Here is a 19868-nt window from a genome sequence, read left to right as displayed (position 1 = left end):
CTGCTGGTATTCGTAGTGCTGTTTCTGGTCGGAACCATGGCCAAGGCGCTGCCCCTGTACCACCTCATGTAATCCGGTGTGAAATAAAAATCTGCCGGGGCGGGTCTTATCTCTGTCGCCTCTAACTGCCCCGGGAGTTTTTCATGTTGATCAAACGTCGTGCCCCCCATCATCTCACCGAACAGGATGTCACCCCGGAAGCCGTCTATCAGGATCGCCGCCTTATTCTCAAGGGGCTGGGTCTGGGCGCCGCCACCCTCGCTTTCCCCACTCAGGCCGGGGTACTCGATCTGCTGCGCGGTAAAGAGGATGCGCCCCAGCTAGCCACCAAGCCGCTCAACAGCAAGCCGGCCACGCGGCCAGCCGATCTGGTGCTGACGCCACAGGAGAAGGCGACCAGCTACAACAACTTCTACGAGCTGGGTACCGACAAGACGGATCCGGCCCGCAACGCCCATTACCTCAAACCCGAACCCTGGACGTTGAAGGTGGAGGGGGAGGTCGCCAAGCCCTTCACTCTGGATGTGTGGGATCTCATCAACAAAACCGAGCTGGAGGAGCGGATCTACCGGCTGCGCTGCGTCGAAGCCTGGTCCATGGTGCTGCCGTGGAACGGCATCTCGCTGGCGGAGCTTATCCGCCGTGCCGAACCCACCAGCCGCGCCAAGTTTGTCGCCTTCGAGACCCTGTTCGACCCGAAACAGCTGCCCGGTCAGGCCTCTGCCTCGCTGGGCGGCGGCATCGACTACCCCTACGTCGAGGGGCTGCGCATCGACGAGGCGATGCACCCGCTCTCCTTCCTCGCCATGGGGCTCTACGGCAAGACTCTGCCCGCCCAGAACGGCGCACCAATCCGGCTGGTGGTGCCGTGGAAGTACGGCTTCAAGAGCATCAAGAGCATCGTCTCCATCCGCTTGGTGGAGGAGATGCCACCCACTACCTGGAACCTGCTCGCCCCCAACGAATATGGCTTCTACGCCAACGTCAACCCGCAGGTGGATCACCCGCGCTGGAGTCAGGCCAGCGAGCGGTTCATCGGCGAGGGCGGGCTGTTCGGTGCCAAGCGCCAGCCAACCCTGATGTTCAACGGCTATGGCGACGAGGTCGCCTCGCTCTATCAGGGGATGGATCTGCGCCAATGGTACTGAAACTGAAAGCCTCCCATATCAGCGGCTTGCGGGCGCTGGTGCATCTCGGTTCCCTCGGCTTTCTGCTCTGGCTGGGCTACGCCCTGCCGGCCGGTCTGCTGGGGGGCGACCCCGTGCCCGAGCTTATCCACTACCTCGGCAAGGGGGCGCTCAATCTGCTGCTGCTCACCCTGCTGGTCTCGCCGCTGGCCAAACGCTGGCGGCAGGGGCAGCTCATCAAGCTGCGCCGCCCCCTCGGGCTCTGGTGCATGGTTTGGGCGCTGCTCCACTTCATGGTGTGGCTGGGGCTGGATCTGCAGTTTGACTGGGGGCTGATTGGTGGCGAGCTGGTCAAGCGCCGCTATATCGTGGTGGGGATGCTGGCGCTGCTGCTGTTGCTGGCGCTGGGCATCACCTCGCTGCCGGCGTTGCCGCGGCGGATGGGGGCGGCGTGGCAGAAGCTGCACAACTGGGTTTATGCGGTGGCCCTGCTGGTGCCGGTGCACTACTGGTGGTCGCTCAAGAGTGGCTGGCTGGAGCCGCTTATCTATCTGCTGCTGGCCTGCGCCCTGCTCTGGCCGCGGCGGGAGAAGCTGCTGCGCCCGTGGCGCCTGCGCTGGAAAGCAAAAGAGGCCTAATCGGCCTCTTGTTTTTTGATCTCGCCAGTGTAGGCATCGACGATGAGATGTACCTTTTCATTCTGGCGATCGAGGGTTTTGACCTCGAATTTATCCCCTTCCAGCTCCACTTCGCGAATGTCGTGATACCCTTGCGCCAGCAACAGTTTGACCAGCCCGGCCATGTCGAGGCGGCTCTGGGCAGCCCAGCTTGAGGCGCTCAGCAGGCAGAGGATCAGCAGGAAACTGCGCGGGATCATATTCATTCCGGATTCATGGCTGGCAGACTATAAACGCCATTATGTTAGGTTTTTGGAGATGAATCATCCATGAATAGAGCGCTCCCTCTGATCGGGTTGTTGTTGCCAGTGCTGGCGCAGGCGCTGACGCCTGACGAAGCCCTGTTGCAGCAAGCTGTCCATGAGGGACGGGTTCGGCCCTTCCACGAAATGATGGAGGTGGCATCCAGATTGCCGGTGCGGGTTCTGCGGGTCGATCTGGGGGAAGAGGATGGTATCTGGCTCTATGAACTGCGCGTGATCGATCGGGAGAACAGCGTGCTCAAGGTGGCCTATCGGGCCGACAACCTGGAGATGGTGTGGGCCAAGGGCCACCATCTGGAGCGGCTGTTCGAGCCACCCAAGCCCCCGGTCGAGGATGATGAGTAACCTCTGTTTGGAAGCCTGTTCATGCGAATTCTGATTGTTGAAGACGAAAAAATTCTGGCCGGCCAGCTGGCTGAACAGCTGCGCCTCTCCGGCTTTGTCACCGACCTCTGCCACGATGGCAACGAGGCCGGTTTTCTCGGCGAGACCGAGCCCTACGACGCCATCATTCTCGACCTCGGTCTGCCGGGGCGCGATGGCCTGAGCGTGCTGAAGGAGTGGCGCAGCAAGGGGATCGATACCCCAGTGCTGGTGCTGACCGCCCGTGGCCAGCTGCACGAGAAGATCGAGGGGCTCAACGCCGGTGCCGACGACTACCTCACCAAGCCGTTCCAGGTTGCCGAGCTGGTGGCGCGAGTGCATGCGCTGGTGCGCCGTGCGGCGGGCAACGCCAGCTCCATTCTGGAGATCGGCGGAGTGCGCCTCGACATGGCGGCATCGCAGGTGTGGTACGAAGGGACCCCCATCAAGCTGACTGCCCACGAGTTCCGGGTGCTGGGTTACCTGATGCAGCACAGGGGCAAGGTGGTGTCGCGCAGCGAGCTGATCGACCACATCTACGCTCAGGATTTTGACCGCGACTCCAACACCGTCGAGGTGTTCATCGGCCGGATCCGCAAGAAGACCAATCCCGATCTGATTGAGACAGTGCGCGGCCTCGGGTACCGGATCAACGAATGAGGCTGGTCAGAACCCTGCGGGGGCGACTGGTCGCCATCGCGCTGGTGTGGTGCGGGCTGTTTCTGTTCGCTACCGGCTTCAGCCTGCAGACCATGATGCGCAACTACTGGCAGGAGGCGGAGGCCGACGGCCTGCGGTTGCAGCTCTATGATCTGCTCTCCCGGCTGGAAGTGGCGAAAACCGGCTTGCCGGTGGTGACCGAGCCGATGTCAGATCCCCGTTTCAGCCAGCCTTACTCCGGCTACTACTGGCAGCTGGAGCTGGATCACAAGGTGGTGGGGCGCTCCCGCTCCCTGTGGGACACCCATCTGGAGAGCCGCGGCCTCAAGTCCGCCTTCGGCGACCCCGACCTCTTCTTTGGCAAGGGGCCCAACAAGGAGCCGCTGCTGATCATGACCCGGGCCGTGCTGCTGCCGGGCTCGGATCGGCTGTTTACCCTGGTGATGGCGAAAGACAGCAGCGCCCTGACACAGACCCTCAACAAGACCCGTATCAGCCTGTTCCTCGGCCTCGGCTTTGCCGCGACCGGTCTGGTGCTGGGCTTCATGTTCCAGATTGTCTACGGCCTGCGCCCCTTAAACCTGCTGCGGCGGGAGTTGGGGCGGGTCCATCAGGGCCATCAGGAGGGGTTCCGGCTGCGCTATCCGCTGGAGATCCAGCCGCTGGTGGAGGATATCAACCGGCTGCTGCACCACTACGGCGAACTGTTGCAGCGGGCCCGCTCCCACACCGGCAATCTGGCTCACGCCCTCAAGACGCCGCTCAGCATCATGCGCAATCAGGTGGCCCAGCTCTCGCCCGAGGATCAGGCCGCCATCGGCGAGCAGCTCGACCAGATCCAGCGCCACATTGACTACCACCTCGGCAAGGCGCGGGTGACCGGCGCCGCCAAGATCCTCGGGGTCTCGACCCCGGTGCGGGCGCGGGTGGAGTACATCTGCCGCGCCTTCTCCCGCCTCTATCCGGGCAAGACGGTGGACTTGCAGGTGCCGGCCGAACTGGCGGTCGGGGTGGAGGAGCAGGACTTCGACGAGATGGTGGGCAACCTGCTGGAGAACGCCTTCAAGTGGTCCGCCAGCGAGCTGCGCATCTCCAGCGCCGAGCTGGGAGGCTGGATCACCTTGCGCATCGAGGATGACGGCCCCGGCATGAGCGAGGATCAGATCGCCAAGGCGGTGCTGCGCGGGGTACGGCTCGACGAGAAGGTGCCGGGCTCGGGCCTTGGCCTCAACATCGTCTCCGATCTGGCGGAAGCCTACCGCGGCAGCTTCATCATGGGGCGCGCCGAACTGGGCGGGCTGGCGGCCTCTCTCTCGCTGCCCAAGGTGGCAAGAGTGGAGAGCTAGGCATAAGATATGGCACCTGTTTTAGCCTGAGGAAGAGAACCATGACTGATGATCCATGGGCACTGTGTCACCTCGACGACTCATTCGATGCTTCGGTTCTGGGGATCAAGGGTGCCCAGATCCAGTGGTTTGAAGATCGGGATGGCCTGATTGCCTACCTGCTCGAGGATTATGTCGATCTGCTGGCCGATGTGGGCGAGCTGGACGAGGATCAGACCGAGCAGGCGCGCGAGCGCTTCACCCTGCTGGTGGAGCAGAGCTTTGACGATCGCACCCTGATGGATGCCATCAACGATCTCGCCTCCGGCCTGCGTCGCATCGCCTGGCTGGGGCCGCTCTCCGAGCTGGCCGAGATCAGCGACGAGTTCGCCTCCGGTCTGCGCCGCTACTTCTGGAGCCAGTACGACGGGGATGAAGATGACCCGGACGCCTGGGTGCCGGAAGAGCTCTGGCCGCAGCTGGTTGAGTGCGCGCAGGAGTATATGGAAGAGGGTGATTTCTGACGCTCTGCCAGCTCATCGCAGTGACAAGAGACGGCGCCTTCGGGCGCCGTTTCTATTGGTATCGGGTCGTCGCGGCGATCCGTTATGGCGGTAAGCAAGCGGTTGTGGTGATCGGAGGATGACGTCTGAGGGCAGGGGAGAGGGAAGAGAGGCAGTAATGGGCCGCGTTGGGTTAGGTATAAGTAAAAATCAGGTCATATCCCGAAAATCCATAAATTATATTTATGCCGTCAGGATTGGCCCCTGAGGGGGCCTTCGGTGGTGCTCGCGGGCCCCGCTAAGGGCTCCGCCGATCCGGGTGGCAGGATGTCACGGTAAAGGGCGAGGCGGATCCCGATCCGCTGCGTCCTTGTCCAGATGCCCGTCCCCTGAGATAAAGAAACGGCGCCTTGATGGCGCCGTTTTGCTTGGGTCGAAAGAGCCGTTAGCCGTTGGCCGGTACCGCGTGAGCGGTGTTGGTCAGCACCGGGCCTGTGTACTTCTCGATCTGCAGCTGGGCCATATGGCCGCAGTTGCCCTGCGCCAGACTGGACGAGCCCTCGTCGAAGGTGAGGCAGTTGACGTTGCCATTCTTGCAGATGCTGCCCGCTTCGCCCGGTTTGGCCGGATCGTACCAGGCCCCTTCGCAGATCCGTACCACCCCTTGGCGCACATCCTCGGAGAGCAGGGCGCCCACCAAAATCTGGCCGCGCTCGTTGAAGGCACGCACCAGATCCCCCTGAGCGATGCCACGGGCCTTGGCGTCGGCGGGATGGATCATGATCGCTTCGCGGTCGGCGATGGCGAACTTGTCCCGCAGCGGGGTGTTGTCGAGCTGGGAGTGCAGCCGCTGGGTCGGGTGGGAGGTGTTGAGCGACAGCGGATAGCGCGCCGCCACTTCACTCTTCACCCACTCTTTCGGCTCATACCACTTGGGATGGCCAGCGCAGTCGGCATAACCCATCCCGGCCACCGTGTTGGAGAAGATCTCGATCTTGCCGGACGGGGTGCCGAGCGGGTTGAGCAGCGGGTTCTCGCGAAAATCGGCGTGACGGATCCACTGGCGGTTGGCCTCGGGGATCGGGAAGCGGATGTAGTTGTTGGACTCCCAGAACATGTTGAACGGCGGCAGCGCTACACGGGCACCACGGGCCTGCGCCGCCATGCCGTCGTACATCTGCTTGAGCCACAGCATCTCGTCCTTCCCTTCGGTGTACTGCTCCTGCACACCCAGCTTGGCGGCGATGGCGCTGAAGATGTCGAAGTCGTTGCGGGCTTCAAACTGCGGTGGCACGCACTGGTGCATCGGGAAGACATAGCGCTGGGAGTAGTCGCCGCCCATCTCCAGATCGTTGCGCTCGTAGCTGGTGGTGACCGGCAGCACGATGTCGGCGTGCTTGGCGGTAGCGGTCCAGTAGGGCTCGTGAACGATCACGGTCTGCGGTTTGCGCCACGCCTGCAGCAGGTTGTTGGTGTCCTGATGGTGGTGGAAGGGGTTGCCACCTGCCACGTAGACCAGCTTGATGTCCGGATAGGTCACCTTGCGGCCGTTGAAGTCGATGGTCTTGCCCGGGTTGGCGAGACAGTCGGCGATGCGCGCCACCGGGATCGGGGCCGGGCTGTTCTTCGGTGCGTTGCCAGCAGAGATACCCGCCAGAATGCCGCCCTTGGCGGTGGGGCTGCCACCGGAGGAGTAGTGATAACTGAAACCGTAGCCGCCGCCCGGCAGGCCGATCTGGCCCAGCATGGAGGCCAGGGTCACCAGCATCCAGTTCGGCTGTTCGCCATGCTGCTGACGCTGCATGCCCCAACCGGCCATGATCATGGTGCGCTTGGCGGCCATGTCGAGGGCCAGCTGGCGGATCACCTTGGCATCGACGCCGCAGACGGTGCTCGCCCACTCGGCGCTCTTCGGCTGACCATCATCCTTGCCGAGCAGGTAGGCGAGGAACTTGTCGAAGCCAACTGTGTAGCGATCGAGGAAGGCCTGATCGTGCTTCTGTTCGGTATAGAGGGTGTGAGCGACACCCAGCATCATGGCCACGTCGGTGTAGGCGTTGGGGGCAATCCACTCTGCGCCGACCAGCTTGGCGGTCTCGTTGTAGATGGGATCGATGCTGATGACGCGGGTGCCTTTCTCTTTCAGCGCCTTGAAGCCGGCCTGACCCTCATGATCCGGCATGTTCCAGCTGTTTTTCAGAGTCACCTGAGCATTGACTCCCCACAGCACCACCAGTTCGGCGTTCTCCACCACGTTGGGCCAGGCGGTCTGCTGCTCGTACACCTCGATGGAACCCATCACGTGGGACATGATCACCTGAGCAGCGCCGGTGGAGTAGTCACCGGCATAACCGGTGAAGCCGCCGGAGAGGTTCATCAGGCGGTGCAGCAGGGTGCGGCTGTTGTGGAACATGCCGACACTCTTCCAGCCGTAGGAACCGGCGTGGATCGCCTGCGGGCCGAAGTCGGTCTGGACCCGCTGGATTTCACCGGCCACCAGTTCAATGGCTTTCTCCCAGCTCACCCGCACCCACTGGTCGGCGCCGCGCAGCTCCGGCTTGGCGCCCGGGCCGTGCTCCAGCCAGCTCTTGCGTACCATGGGGTACTTGATGCGGTTCTTGGCGTGTACCTGGAACGGCGCCATGTCGATGAGATCGTTCGGCGCCGGATCATCGGCCACTGGCTGGACCCGCACCATGCGGCCATCCTCGACGACAGCCTCGAAGGCCCCCCAGTGGGCGCCGGTCAGAATGCCCTTCTGGGCGGGAACCAGGGTCGGGAACTGGCTCAATGCGGTGCTGATGGCTTGCGCCAGCGCACTCTTGGGAAAAATACCGCCAAGCAGGGGCAGAGCGGCGCAGGCACCGAGCCCCTTGAGCAGGTTGCGGCGGGACAGATTGGTCTTCTTGTCGTTGAAAAAAGTCATAACGGTTTTCCTCTGTTCCAGCCTTAGTGGGCCGCGCTCATGTCACTGGCATGTTTCTGGACATACTGGGTCAGCATGCGAGCCTGTTCCGGGGTCAGGGAGGTACGAGATTCCATCCCCTTGATGACGCCGATCCACTGGTTGGCGTTGAAGTGATCCAGCGCGGTGAGGCCGTGGCAGCCGGTACAGTTGTTGGACATCAGGGTGGAGGCGTACTGCCACAGCTTGCCCTGATCGCCGATGAGCTGGCTCTCGTCCACCCAGGCGGTCAGGCTGACCTGATGCCAGGTGAGGTTGGTGGCGCTGTCGGTTTCGCTCTTGCCGGTGACCAGCGCTTTCTTGGCGGCATCGCCGACCAGCACGCTGAGGATCCGTTTGCCGGGGGCGGCGTAGAACACTTCGCTCACGCCATCCTGCTGCCAGCCGTCGATGCGCACCCGGGCACGGCCATTCTCATTGCCCATCATCTCAACCTGAGTGGAGGGCATCAGGGTGCCTTCATCGGTCTTGGCGCTGGCATCCAGATAGAGCGGGGTGGTGGCGATGGCGTAGCGGGTGGTGACGCTGGCCGGGGTCTGGGCGGCGGCTTGCGCCAGTTCGCTGGCACCGGCGGCAGCCAGACCGCTCATGTCGGGCATGATGTGGGCAACGCCGCGGTGGCAGTCGATGCAGGTCTGGCCATCCTTGATGGCGATGGGGTGTTCGGCGCGGGCGTTGGGGCGCTGGGCCAGAATGTCCATCGCTGCGTAGCTGTGGCAGCTGCGGCAGGTAGCGGAGTCATTGGCTTTCAGCTCGTCCCACACGGTCTGGGCCATCCGCAGCTTGTGGGCCTCGTATTTCTCCGGGGTGTCGAGGGTGCCGATCGCCTCGTGATAGATATCCTTCACGGCGCGGATCTTGGTCCACAGATAGGAGGTGGGGTCGCCCGGGATGTGGCAGTCGGCGCACTCGGCGCGGATCCCCTTGGTGTTCTGGAAGTGGACGCTGCCCTGATACTCGGCCAACGGAGTCTGCATGGAGTGGCAGGAGACGCAGAATTCGGTGGAGCTGGTCTTGTGCAGCACGGTCACGGTGACGCCGAGGGCGGCGATACCCAGCATGGCGCCCAGCAGCAGGAGCCAGAACCAGGGCTTTCTTATCAGTTTTCCAATCATGGGGGCGGTGTCCTGTGGTCGATGAATACCAACATAGTAGTAGGTACATGGTAGTCATCGGAGGCGCAGAGGGTGTTGACCTCAATCATGGTTTGAATTTTAAGATGTACGTCACATTGTGATTAATATTTTGTTATTGACTGATTTGTCGAATTTAGTTCTGAAAATTATCAATTTAATGATTCTTTTACTTTCTTTTGCCGCTGTTAGCCCCCTCGCAAAACCCTGACGGATTCGTTGATATAGTCGGGATTAAGCCTCAACGGAGTGTCGCTGATGAGCCCTTTCTCCCTGCTGTGTGTCGCCGCCGATGTCCAGCTGCTGGCCGAGTTCGAACAGGAGCTGGCGCCGCTGCTCAGCCGCTTTGCGCTGGTGGTCGCCACCGGGCAGGAGTCGGCCGAGATGGCGCTCGACGAGCTGGAGCGCAAGGGGCAGCCGCCGGCCGTGGTGGTGTGCGACAGCGATCTGGGGGATGGCCGCGGCGCCGACTTTCTGATCCGCCTCGGCAGCCAGCACGAGGCGTGCCGCAAGATCCTGCTGGGCAGCCAGCCCGAGATGAAATCGATCATCGAGGCGGTCAACCTCGGCCGCCTCGACTACTACCTGCAGCGCCCCTGGCGCGATGGCAGTCTGCGCCGCGCCGTCATCGAGCAAGCGAGTCAGTTCGTGCTGCACTGCCCCGAGGCGGATCTGCTGAGCTACGCGACCGTGCTCGACAACCAGCGACTGCTGCGGGCCCATGTCGATCGCCAGTTGGCTGCCTATCGTCAGGGCTTTATGGATTACACCCGTTGCAGCGACGAGGAGTTGTCGCGAGTGGTGATCGACGGCCTCTACCAGTTTTTCGAAGGCAACGACGAGGCGCGGGTCTGCCGCCATTACAGCCCGGGCCATGTGCTGACCCGCGAGGGGGAGCCCAACAGCTTCCTCTGGTTTATCGCCAAGGGGGAGGTGGTGCTGCGCAAGCGCGATGCCCACGGGGTCGATCAGGAGGTGGTGCACTACCGCACCGGCGCGCTGGTGGGGGGCATGTCCTTCGTGAGCGGCGAACCCGCTTTTACCACCGGAGTGACCCTGACCGGCGCCGAGGTGATCAAGCTCGACAAGCTGCAGTTCTCCCGCGTCATGGAGGCGCGCAGCGAGCTGCTCCCCTCATTTACCAACCTGCTGCTGCGCCACTTCAACCGTCGCCTGCAAAACAGCATTCGTACCGAGATGCGGTTGCAGCAGACCCTCGACTCCCTCGAAGCGGCTCATGCCCAGCTGATGGAGAGCGAGAAGATGGCGATGCTGGGCCAGCTGGTGGCCGGTGTCGCTCACGAGCTCAACAACCCGGTGGCGGCCATTATCCGCGGTAGCGAGACCCTGCGCGCCGCCATCCCAGATCTCATCAACCTCGAACTGCCCGCCGCCCTCAAGGGGCTTGGCAACCAGACACTCTGTCAGGCGCTCTTCTCCCAGCCGGTCTCGACCAGCGAGATCCGGGACAAAACCCGGCAGGCCGAGCGGCGCTTTGGCGAGCGTCAGCAGGCGCGGCTGGCAGTGCAGATGAATCTGGATGACGAGCTAAGCTGGCAGCGCTGGTTTGCCGGACGTACCGCCAATGAGCGGGAGGCGCTGCTGGTGCAGCTGGAGCTATTCCAGCAGACCGGCAGCTTTCTGCGCAATATCGAGGTGTGTGCCCGTCGCATCGGCGATCTGGTCAAGAGCCTCAAGCAGTATGCGCGGCAGGACAGGGATGAGCCCTCGCTGGTGGATCTGCACGAGGGGCTGGAAGATACCCTGCTGATGTTTGAGAACCGCCTCAAGCAGCATGAGTTGTGCAAGGAGTACCAACCCCTGCCGCTGGTGCGCTGTCATCCCGCCGCCCTGCAGCAGGTGTGGACCAACCTCATCGCTAACAGTCTGGATGCCATGAGCGAGCCGGGAAGATTGACGGTGCGCACCGGCCTGCCGGAGCCCGGCTGGGTGATGGTGGAGGTGGAGGATAGCGGCTGCGGCATCGAGCCCGAGCTGTGGCAGCGGATCTTCGATCTCAACTTCACCACCAAGCGGGAGGGGCACTTTGGTCTCGGCATTGGTCTGAGCGTCTCGCTGCAGATAGTGCAGCAGCACCACGGCCGGATCGAGGTGGCTTCGGAGCCGGGACGCTATACCCGGATGCGGGTCTGCCTGCCGCTGGGGGATATCGGGATGGCCGACTACGGGGGAGGGCCCCGCCACAACGAGCATGCGGCCTGAGCGGACGCATCTGCCAAAAGAGGGCGTGCCGTGGTGCGCCGCCAAGGAGGAGCAATGAACAAACACTATCTGATCCTGTGCGTGGACGATGAGCGGGAGGTGCTGGAGGCGGTGCTCCACGACCTCGCACCGTTTCGCAGCCACTTCGAGCTGGATGGCGCCGAGAGCGTCGATGAGGCGCGCGAGGTGGTGCACGAGTGGGAGCGGGAGGGGGGCAGGCTGGCGCTGATCCTCTGCGATCACATCATGCCGGGAACCCTGGGGGTCGACTTTCTGGTGGAGCTGAACCGGCGTACTGCGACCCGGGCCAGCCGCAAGCTGCTGCTGACCGGGCAGGCGGGGCTGGAGGCGACCATCGAGGCGGTCAATCGCGGCGGATTGCACTACTACCTCGCCAAGCCGTGGAAGCTGGAGAGCTTGCAGGAGGCGGTGCGCGAGCAGCTGACCGACTATCTGCTGACGGAGGATGGCGACAATGCCTTCCACTATGCCCCCGTGCTCAATCAGGCGCGGCTGTTTGCCGCCATTCACGACAATCCGTTCGACGAGTAGTCGCGGTTGGGCTTTATCGGTGGGCGCTGTATACTGTCTGCATATACAGTGTTTCAGGTAGTCACCGATGCGACTCTTCATCGCCGAGAAGCCCACTCTGGGGCGCGCCATTGCCGATGCCCTGCCCAAGCCCCACAAGAAGGGCGACGGTTTTATCGAGACCGCCCAGGGGGATGTGGTCACCTGGTGCATCGGCCACCTGCTGGAGCAGGCCGAGCCCGATGCCTATGACGCCGCCTTCAAGCAGTGGCGGATGGAGCATCTCCCCATCGTGCCCGCCCAGTGGCAGCTGGTGGCCAAGCCCAAGACCAAAACCCAGCTCACCGTCATCAAGCGGCTGATCAAGCAGGCCGACTGCGTGGTCAACGCCGGTGACCCGGACCGGGAAGGACAACTGCTGGTGGACGAGGTGATCGACTTTCTCGGCTACCCGAAAACCAAGCCGGTGCAGCGTTGTCTCATCAGCGATCTCAACCCGCCCGCGGTGCGCCGCGCCCTCGACAAGCTCAGAGACAACAAGGAGTTCGTGCCGCTGGCGGTCTCGGCGCTGGCTCGCAGTCGTGCCGACTGGCTTTACGGCATCAACATGACCCGCGCCTACACTCTGCTCGGACGCAAGGCCGGTTGCAGCGAGCTGCTCTCGGTCGGTCGGGTGCAGACTCCACTGCTCGGGCTGGTGGTGCGGCGGGATCTCGAGATCGAGGCTTTCGTCCCCAAACCCTTCTACGAGGTGTTGGCCCATCTGTTGACCGATAGCAACGAGCGCTTCACCGCCAAGTGGCTGCCGTCCGAAGCCTGCCTGCCGTGGCAGGATGAGGAGGGGCGGGTGCTCAACCGGGCGCTGGCCGACAAGGTGGTGAGCCGGATCAACGGCCAACCGGCACAGGTTGAATCGGTGGAGGAGCAGGCCCGCAAGCAGGCGGCGCCGCTGCCCTACAACCTCTCCAGCCTGCAGATCGATGCCGCCAAGCGCTTCGGCATGGATGCCAAGCGGGTGCTCGACATCTGCCAGAGCCTCTACGAGCGCCACAAGCTTATCACCTATCCGCGCTCCGACAGCCGCTATCTGCCGACCGACCACTTCAAGCGGGCCGAGCAGGTGCGCGGCGCCATCGCCGCCACTGCTCCTGCGCTGGCCAAGGCGGTTGCCGAGGCAGATGGCAAGATCCGCAGCAAGGCGTGGAACGACAGCAAGGTGGATGCTCACCACGCCATCATTCCCACCGAGAAGCAGGGCAACCCCGCCACCTTGGGGGCCGACGAGGCAAAGCTTTACGGCCTGATTGCCCGCCAGTACCTGCTGCAGTTCTATCCCCCGTTCGAATACAACGACAGCAAGGTGCTGCTGCGCATCGCCGGTGGCCTGTTTCAGGCCAAGGCGCGGCGCATTTTGAAAGCGGGCTGGAAGGCGCTGCTCGGGGTGGAGGAGGATGACGACGAAGAGAAGGCCGGTACCCTGCCTGCCCTGAAAGAGGGGGAGCAGCTGCTCTGCGAGCGGGGCGAGCTGCAGGAGAAGATGACCCAGCCGCCCAAGTCATTTACCGATGCGACTCTGCTGGCGGCCATGACCGGCATCGCCCGCTATGTGCAGGATCCCGAGATCCGCAAAACCCTGCGCGACACCGATGGCCTCGGCACCGAGGCGACCCGGGCCGGCATCATCGACCTGCTGTTCAAACGCCGCTTTCTGGTGCGCCAGGGCAAGAGCATCAAGGCGACCCCGACCGGGCGGGCACTGGTGCAGGCGCTGCCTGCCACCGCCACCACGCCGGATATGACGGCGCTGTGGGAGCAGAGTCTCGGTCAGATCGCCGAGCGTCACGGCAGCTACCAGCAGTTTATGGGGCCGCTCACCGAGCAGCTCAACGGCTTGATTGAGGGGGCGCGGCAGGACTCCGGTGCCAGCTTCAGCGCCCTACCCAAGGAGGCACCAGGCGCCGGCAAGCGGCGCTTTACCAAGCGCAAGAGTCCGGTTGCTGGCGGTGCAGCGCCTCGCAAGAGTTCAGGCAGAAGTGCGGGCAGGAGCACAGGCAAGCGGACTACCAAAAGCCAGGCGGCCTGACCATGGGGTGTCGGCAGGAAAAAGAGAGGGGCCACAGTGGGCCCCTCTCTTTTTGTCGGCGTAATGGTCAGCGGTCATTAGCCGGTGTAGACGCTCTCTTCCGGATACTTTATGCGGGTCTCGCTCGGGCGGGCCAGCATAAAGGCGAGGGTGAGCGGGCCAAGACGGCCGCAGATCATCACCAGCACCAGAATGAACTTGCCCGGGCCGCTCAGGCTGGGGGTGATGCCGGTGGAGAGGCCGACGGTGGCAAACGCCGAGATGGTTTCGAACATGATTTTGTCGAACGGCAGGGCGTCGGTGATCATCAGCAGGAACATGGCCAGCATCAGCACCATGGTGCTGACGATAATGATGGCCAGCGAGCGGGTGACGATCTGGGGCGACAGGGTGCGGCCGAAGGCGGTAACGTGAGGGCGCTTGGTAAGAAACGCCTTGGTCGCCAGCAGCACCACGGCAAAGGTGGTCACCTTGATACCACCACCGGTGGAGGTGGCACCGGCACCGATAAACATCAGCATCATCATGAACAGCAGCGAGGCGGGCACCATCTGGCCGATGTCGATGGAGTTGAAGCCCGCGGTACGGGCGCTGGCCGACTGGAAGAAGGCTGCCAGCAACTGGCCGCCAATGCCGGCGTTGCCGAGGGTACCCGGATTGTTGCGCTCCAGCAGCCAGAAGACCACGGTCCCCAGCAGCAGCAGGGCCGGCGTCATCAGGATCATCAGCTTGCTGTGCAGCTTCAGCTTGCGCCAGCGACGGTTGCGCACCAGGTCGACGATGACGGTAAAGCCGATACCGCCGAGGATCAGCAGGCCGGCGATGGTCAGGCTGATGAGGGGATCGTCCCGATAGCTGATCAGGTTGTTGGCAAACAGCGAGAAGCCGGCGTTGTTGAAGGCGGAGACAGCGTGGAAGAAGCTGACGTAGAGGCCGCGATCCCAACCCATTTCGGGCACCCAGCGGATGGCCATCAGGCCGGTGCCGATCAGCTGGGCGATGAAGGCGAACAGCACAATACGCTTCACCAGCTGGATGATGTTGACCGAGCCCTCCTGTCCCAGCGCCTCCTTGGCCAGTACCTGCTGGCGCAGGCCGACCCGCTTGCTGAAGATGGCGATGAGCAGCAGGGTCATGGTCATCTGCCCCAGACCGCCTATCTCCATCAGCATGATCAAAAAGATCTGCCCCTGCAGGGTGAAGGCGGTGCCGGTATCCACCACGCCAAGACCTGTCACGCAGATGGCCGAGGTGGCGGTGAACAGGGCATTGATGAAGCTCACCTCGCCATTATGGCTGGAGGGCTGCACCAGAAAGATGGTGCCTATCAGCAGGATGATAAGAAAGCTGCCAAGGATCAGCTTGGCCTCGCTCCAGCGGGAGTCATCCTCCTTATGGAGGGCGAAGGCGAAGTTGTTACGCCAACGGGTCATAGAGTTTCCAGCCAGTGATCGATCGCGTGTTTGTTGCCTGCCAGGATGAGGATGTCACCCAGTTGCAGCTCCATCTTGCCGGTCAGCACGTTGTGCAGCACGTCGCCGCGCTTGATGGCAAGGAGCTGGAAGTCGTTCTGCTGCAGCAGGTGGAAGTCGCTGAGGGCCTTGCCGTTTTGTGGCAGACCGATGACGAATTCTGTCAGCACCATGTCGTGGCCCAGCTCGAGATAGTCGAACAGGCGGTTGTCGAGCATGCTCTGCGCAACGCGACGCCCCATGTCCCACTCGGGGTTGATCACCTTGTCGGCGCCCACTTTCTGCAGGATCTTGGCGTGGAACTTGTCGCGGGCCTTCACCCATACCTTCTTCACCCCCGCTTCTTTCAGAACCAATGTGGTGAGGATGCTGGTCTCCAGGTTGTCACCGATGGCGACAAAGACGATGTCGAAATTGGAGAGTCCCAGTTCTGCCACTGTGGCCTCGTCGGTGGCATCGGCCACGATGACGTGGTTGCAGAGGGTCGCAATTTGGCGGGTCTTGCTCTCGTCGATGTCGATAGCCAGCACCTCGGCATCCTGCCGCTGCAGCTCTTCGCACAGCGCACTGCCAAACAGGCCCAGGCCGATGACGGCAAACTGGTTGTTCATGAGTTATTCCTCAACAGTTGAAGCTGACTACTCTAACCCACTGTTATTCGTCCGAAAAGAGCACAGATTTTTCGTCACCGGCAACTTGAGGTAGACTGCCTCCTTGCACCAAGCCGGGATAGACAGATGAAACTGAATGCCAACGCCTCCTTGTTGAAACTCAACACCCTCGCCCTCGATGCTTACTGCCTCTGGTTGGCCGAGGTGGAGCTGATCTCCGATCTGGCTGCCCTGCGAAGTGATGCCGAGCTGAACGCGCTGCCCCGTCTGAACCTCGGTAGTGGCAGCAATGTGCTGTTTACTACCGACTTCCACGGTCTGGTGGTGCTCAACCGGCTCAAGGGAATTACCGCGCAGGATCAGGGCGATCACTGGCTGCTGCATGTTGCAGCGGGTGAGGATTGGCATCAGCTGGTCTGTCATACCCTGCAACAGGGTTGGTTCGGACTGGAGAATCTGGCGCTCATCCCCGGCACGGTCGGTGCGGCCCCGGTGCAGAACATCGGCGCCTACGGGGTCGAGCTGGCGAACTTCTGTGTCTATGTCGAGGCCTTCAACTGGCAGAGCGGCGAGATCGAGCGGATCGAGGTGCAGCAGTGCCGCTTCGGCTATCGCGACAGCATCTTCAAGCACGAGTATCAGGACTCCCATCTGATCACCGCAGTCGGCCTCAAGTTGCCCAAGGCGTGGCAGCCGGTGCTGGGCTATGGCCCGCTGGCCGCGCTTGGCGACCAGCCGAGCGCTCAGGCCATCTTCGACACCGTCTGCGCCACCCGCATGGCCAAGCTGCCGGATCCCGCCGTGCTCGGCAACGCCGGCAGCTTCTTCAAGAATCCGGTGGTGCCCGCCGCGCTGGCTGAGTCACTTAAACTGGCATATCCGCAGATGCCCTGTTATCCGGCCGGGGAGGGGCAAGCCAAGCTGGCGGCTGGCTGGCTCATCGACCAGTGCGGTCTCAAGGGATTTGCCATCGGCCGCGCCGCCGTTCATCAGGAGCAGGCGCTGGTGCTGGTCAATCAGGGCGGCGCCAGCGCCATGGAGCTGATCGCGCTGGCTGCCCACGTGCGCGACAGCGTGGAGCAGAAGTTTGGCGTGGTGCTGGAACACGAGGTGCGCTTCATGGGCGCGCACGGTGAAACCTGGCTCGATGAGGTGCTCTCATGACGTTGACTCCAATCAGACAGACCCTGATCACCCTGCTCAGCGACGGCCAGTTCCACTCCGGTGAGCAGCTGGGCGAGCAGCTGGGCATCAGCCGGGCGGCAGTGAGCAAGCATATGGCTGCACTCAAGGAGCTGGGGCTGGATCTCTTTAGCCTGACCGGCAAGGGTTACCGGCTGGCGGTGCCGATGGCGCTCTATGACGAGGCGCAGCTGCAGGCGCTGGCCCCAATGGCGCCGGTGCACTGTTTTCCTGTGATCGGTTCGACCAACCAGTATCTGCTGGACAGGGTCAATCAACTGCGCTCTGGCGAGAGTTGCCTTGCCGAGTGCCAGACCGCCGGGCGCGGCCGTCGTGGCAAGCCTTGGGTCTCGCCGTTTGGCTGCCAGCTGATCCTCAGCATGTACTGGCGGCTGGAGCAGGGGATGGCGGCCGCCATGGGGCTCAGTCTGGCGGTCGGCGTCGCCGTAGTGGAAGCGCTGGAGTCTCTCGGTTATCACGGCGTTGAGCTGAAGTGGCCCAACGATCTCTACTATCAGGGGCGCAAGCTGGCGGGCATTCTGGTAGAGATGAGCGGCAGCGCCGGTGCCAGTTGCCATCTGGTGATCGGTATTGGCCTCAATCTGGCGATGCCGGCCCGCGAAGGGGAGAAGATCGATCAGGCCTGGGCCGAGCTGCGCCACATCAACCCCGAGCTGGTTGATCGCAATGAGCTTGCTGCCCGGATGATCGCCTATCTGCAGCGGGCGATGCAGACCTTCGAGCAGAGCGGGTTGGCGAGCTTTGTCGATCAGTGGAACCGGCTCGACCACTTTGCCGGTCGCCCCGTCCGTCTCTTGATGGGGGAGCAGGAGATCCGCGGTATCGCTCGTGGTATCGACGATCGCGGTGCCCTGCGGCTGGAGACGGAGGAGGGCACCAAGTTTTATCTTGGTGGCGAACTCTCCCTGCGCCGGGGTGATTGAACGTTGCGCCTGGCGATAACCGTTAGCGACAAAATAGAGAGGGGACCAGCAGGTCCCCTCTCTGTTATCCGGCACTGTGCGAACTGCCGTGCTTATTTGCGCAGCTTGATCTGTTCGATGGCGTGCTCGTTGCCCTTGGTCAGGATCAGGTTGGCCCGCTCCCGGGTCGGCAGGATGTTCTCCTGCAGATTGAGATAGTTGATATCCTGCCAGATGTTGTTGGCGATCTGGGTCGCTTCGCTCTCGCTCAGCTTGGCGTAGTGGTGGAAGTAGGAGTCGGGATCCGAGAAGGCACCACTGCGGAATTTGAGGAAGCGCTCGATATACCAGGTGCGCAGCAGGTCGGCTTCGGCATCCACATAGATGGAGAAGTCGACGAAATCGGAGACAAAGACCCGGTGTGGCTCCTGCGGATAATCCATACCGCTCTGCAGCACATTGAGCCCTTCCAGGATCAGGATGTCCGGTTGCTCCACCACCTTCTTCTCGTCAGGGATGATGTCGTAGATAAGATGGGAGTAAACCGGCGCTTCCACCTTCTCGTGGCCGGCACGGATATTGGCGACAAACTCCACCAGATGGCGGATATCGTAGGATTCCGGGAAACCCTTTCGGCGCATCAAGCCACGCTCTTCCAAGACCTTGTTTGGGTAGAGAAAGCCGTCGGTGGTGACCAGCTCCACCCGCGGGTGCTCCGGCCAGCGCTCCAGCAGGGCCTGCAGGATACGGGCCGTGGTGCTTTTGCCCCCCGCTACGCTGCCAGCGATGCTGATGATATAGGTACCCTTGCCGCGTGACTGGCCGAGGAACTGCTCCAGTACCCGGCTACGGCGCTGCTTGGCTTTGACATAGAGATTGAGCAGGCGGGAGAGGGGCAGATAGATCTCCTCTACCTCCTTCAATGACACCTTTTCGTTGATACCGCGCAGGGTCTGCAGATCGTGTTCGGTCAGGGTCAGGGGGACCGAATCGCGCAATAACGCCCATTTTTCGCGGGTGAATTGCAGATAGGGGTTATGCTCTGTCGTCATGGTGTCATCACTGTTTCTTTGGCACGGCGACCATACACCAAGGGGTGGAGAGCGACAAGGGACGCATCCAGATTGGCCTGAATCCCTCTGCTTTTTTGCCCGGATCCCGGCAATAATCCACATTTTGCAGGGTGCAATGGTTGCATCCCCCAAATCCTTACAATAAAATGCGCGACGCTTGGATGTCTGTCGCCTGTTTGCTCGGCAAAAGCGATAAAAAACAGTGGGTGCAAGCAGAATTACCACTGTGACAATCTGGCATCTGGAGGGGTTCCCGAGCGGCCAAAGGGATCAGACTGTAAATCTGACGGCTCTGCCTTCGAAGGTTCGAATCCTTCTCCCTCCACCATATTTCTCTGCGGTTTGAGTTCTTTGGGTTAGAGAAATGCGGGCATCGTATAATGGCTATTACCTCAGCCTTCCAAGCTGATGATGCGGGTTCGATTCCCGCTGCCCGCTCCAAGATGCTGATATGGCTCAGGCGATACCAAGAGCTACGCCCTCAGGGTGAAGTCGGCAGTCGAACCTGTCTGTCAGCACCAGCCTCTCTTCCCCACCAGATTCAAATCCATCATATAAACTGTTCTGTGGTTAGCTTGCCACCGCGTACTCAGCGTTAGTTTAGAGGGACGATCATGTCTAAAGAAAAATTTGAGCGTAATAAACCGCACGTTAACGTGGGTACCATCGGCCACGTTGACCACGGTAAAACCACCCTGACTGCAGCTATCACCAACGTGCTGGCCAAGCACTTCGGTGGTAAAGCTTTCGCCTT

General features: G+C 62.1%; 18 protein-coding genes and 2 tRNA genes. 14 read left to right on the top strand and 6 right to left on the bottom strand.

All coding sequences use genetic code 11. The features are described from left to right. Positions 1–143 precede the first annotated feature (143 nt). A complete protein-coding gene (gene msrP / locus AACS24_RS09050; RefSeq protein ID WP_108573246.1) occupies positions 144–1148 on the top strand; it encodes a protein-methionine-sulfoxide reductase catalytic subunit MsrP in 1005 nt (334 codons plus the stop codon). After that, a complete protein-coding gene (locus AACS24_RS09045; RefSeq protein WP_108573244.1) occupies positions 1139–1765 on the top strand; it encodes a protein-methionine-sulfoxide reductase heme-binding subunit MsrQ in 627 nt (208 codons plus the stop codon). Before msrP ends, AACS24_RS09045 begins: the two co-directional genes overlap by 10 nt. On the opposite strand, the gene AACS24_RS09040 is transcribed toward AACS24_RS09045, so the two are convergent. After that, positions 1762–2010: a PepSY domain-containing protein gene (locus AACS24_RS09040; RefSeq protein ID WP_041209565.1), complete on the bottom strand. Its 249-nt coding sequence runs from the start codon at positions 2008–2010 to the stop codon at positions 1762–1764. The two genes, AACS24_RS09045 and AACS24_RS09040, sit on opposite strands and share 4 nt — an antisense overlap. Positions 2011–2073: 63 nt before the next feature. Between AACS24_RS09040 and AACS24_RS09035 the strand changes: the two genes are divergently transcribed. The 4 genes from AACS24_RS09035 to AACS24_RS09020 are packed head-to-tail and all read left to right on the top strand — an operon-like array spanning position 2074 to position 4939. Beyond that, positions 2074–2412, top strand: coding sequence for a PepSY domain-containing protein (locus AACS24_RS09035; RefSeq protein ID WP_033114843.1), 339 nt, complete (start codon positions 2074–2076; stop codon positions 2410–2412). A 21-nt stretch (positions 2413–2433) separates the two neighbouring features. Beyond that, a complete protein-coding gene (locus AACS24_RS09030) occupies positions 2434–3090 on the top strand; it encodes a response regulator transcription factor (RefSeq protein ID WP_005339826.1) in 657 nt (218 codons plus the stop codon). Further along, positions 3087–4436: a sensor histidine kinase gene (locus AACS24_RS09025; RefSeq protein WP_108573242.1), complete on the top strand. Its 1350-nt coding sequence runs from the start codon at positions 3087–3089 to the stop codon at positions 4434–4436. Before AACS24_RS09030 ends, AACS24_RS09025 begins: the two co-directional genes overlap by 4 nt. Before the next feature lie 41 nt (positions 4437–4477). Then, complete coding sequence (locus AACS24_RS09020) at positions 4478–4939, top strand: hypothetical protein (RefSeq protein WP_108573240.1); 462 nt, start codon at positions 4478–4480, stop codon at positions 4937–4939. A gap of 424 nt (positions 4940–5363) precedes the next feature. On the opposite strand, the gene torA is transcribed toward AACS24_RS09020, so the two are convergent. Both torA and AACS24_RS09010 read right to left on the bottom strand, forming a co-directional pair. After that, entirely contained in the window at positions 5364–7844 is a 2481-nt protein-coding gene (torA, locus tag AACS24_RS09015; RefSeq protein ID WP_108573238.1) for a trimethylamine-N-oxide reductase TorA, read from the bottom strand. Positions 7845–7867: 23 nt separating this feature from the next. Then, positions 7868–8998: a NapC/NirT family cytochrome c gene (locus tag AACS24_RS09010; RefSeq protein ID WP_108573235.1), complete on the bottom strand. Its 1131-nt coding sequence runs from the start codon at positions 8996–8998 to the stop codon at positions 7868–7870. A gap of 276 nt (positions 8999–9274) precedes the next feature. Between AACS24_RS09010 and AACS24_RS09005 the strand changes: the two genes are divergently transcribed. The 3 genes from AACS24_RS09005 (at position 9275) to AACS24_RS08995 (ending at position 13853) form a co-directional block, all read left to right on the top strand. Continuing rightward, positions 9275–11239, top strand: coding sequence for a hybrid sensor histidine kinase/response regulator (locus AACS24_RS09005; RefSeq protein ID WP_108573233.1), 1965 nt, complete (start codon positions 9275–9277; stop codon positions 11237–11239). A gap of 54 nt (positions 11240–11293) precedes the next feature. After that, positions 11294–11791 (top strand): response regulator, encoded by a 498-nt coding sequence (locus AACS24_RS09000; protein WP_108573231.1) that lies wholly within the window; start codon positions 11294–11296, stop codon positions 11789–11791. A gap of 67 nt (positions 11792–11858) precedes the next feature. Continuing rightward, positions 11859–13853 (top strand): DNA topoisomerase III, encoded by a 1995-nt coding sequence (locus AACS24_RS08995; protein ID WP_108573229.1) that lies wholly within the window; start codon positions 11859–11861, stop codon positions 13851–13853. A 77-nt stretch (positions 13854–13930) separates the two neighbouring features. On the opposite strand, the gene AACS24_RS08990 is transcribed toward AACS24_RS08995, so the two are convergent. Both AACS24_RS08990 and AACS24_RS08985 read right to left on the bottom strand, forming a co-directional pair. Continuing rightward, positions 13931–15286 carry a TrkH family potassium uptake protein gene (locus AACS24_RS08990; protein ID WP_033114851.1) on the bottom strand — a complete coding sequence of 452 codons (1356 nt, stop codon included), beginning with the start codon at positions 15284–15286 and terminating at the stop codon, positions 13931–13933. Further along, positions 15283–15936, bottom strand: coding sequence for a potassium channel family protein (locus tag AACS24_RS08985; RefSeq protein WP_033114852.1), 654 nt, complete (start codon positions 15934–15936; stop codon positions 15283–15285). Before AACS24_RS08985 ends, AACS24_RS08990 begins: the two co-directional genes overlap by 4 nt. A 126-nt stretch (positions 15937–16062) precedes the next feature. Between AACS24_RS08985 and murB the strand changes: the two genes are divergently transcribed. Together murB and birA are read left to right on the top strand one after the other, a co-directional pair. Continuing rightward, complete coding sequence (gene murB, locus AACS24_RS08980) at positions 16063–17100, top strand: UDP-N-acetylmuramate dehydrogenase (protein ID WP_108573227.1); 1038 nt, start codon at positions 16063–16065, stop codon at positions 17098–17100. Further along, complete coding sequence (gene birA / locus AACS24_RS08975) at positions 17097–18062, top strand: bifunctional biotin--[acetyl-CoA-carboxylase] ligase/biotin operon repressor BirA (protein WP_033114854.1); 966 nt, start codon at positions 17097–17099, stop codon at positions 18060–18062. The genes murB and birA overlap by 4 nt, the downstream gene beginning before the upstream one ends. A 92-nt stretch (positions 18063–18154) precedes the next feature. Here the strand turns inward: birA and coaA are convergent, their stop codons facing one another. Further along, positions 18155–19093, bottom strand: coding sequence for a type I pantothenate kinase (gene coaA / locus AACS24_RS08970; RefSeq protein ID WP_108573226.1), 939 nt, complete (start codon positions 19091–19093; stop codon positions 18155–18157). 264 nt (positions 19094–19357) lie between these two features. Between coaA and AACS24_RS08965 the strand changes: the two genes are divergently transcribed. From AACS24_RS08965 to AACS24_RS08955, 3 genes are all read left to right on the top strand, one after another. Continuing rightward, positions 19358–19442: transfer RNA gene (locus AACS24_RS08965), tRNA-Tyr, on the top strand. Positions 19443–19480: 38 nt separating this feature from the next. Further along, a tRNA-Gly gene (locus tag AACS24_RS08960) sits at positions 19481–19555 on the top strand. A gap of 173 nt (positions 19556–19728) precedes the next feature. After that, positions 19729–19868, top strand: a 140-nt coding sequence (locus AACS24_RS08955; RefSeq protein ID WP_256702863.1) for a GTP-binding protein, incomplete at its 3' end; no start/stop codon positions are given.

It is taken from the genome of Aeromonas sp. HMWF016, from assembly GCF_963878195.1.
Classification (GTDB): domain Bacteria; phylum Pseudomonadota; class Gammaproteobacteria; order Enterobacterales; family Aeromonadaceae; genus Aeromonas; species Aeromonas lacus.
Note: the sequence above shows the minus strand (reverse complement) of the source record. Positions and strands in the feature narration are given on the sequence as shown.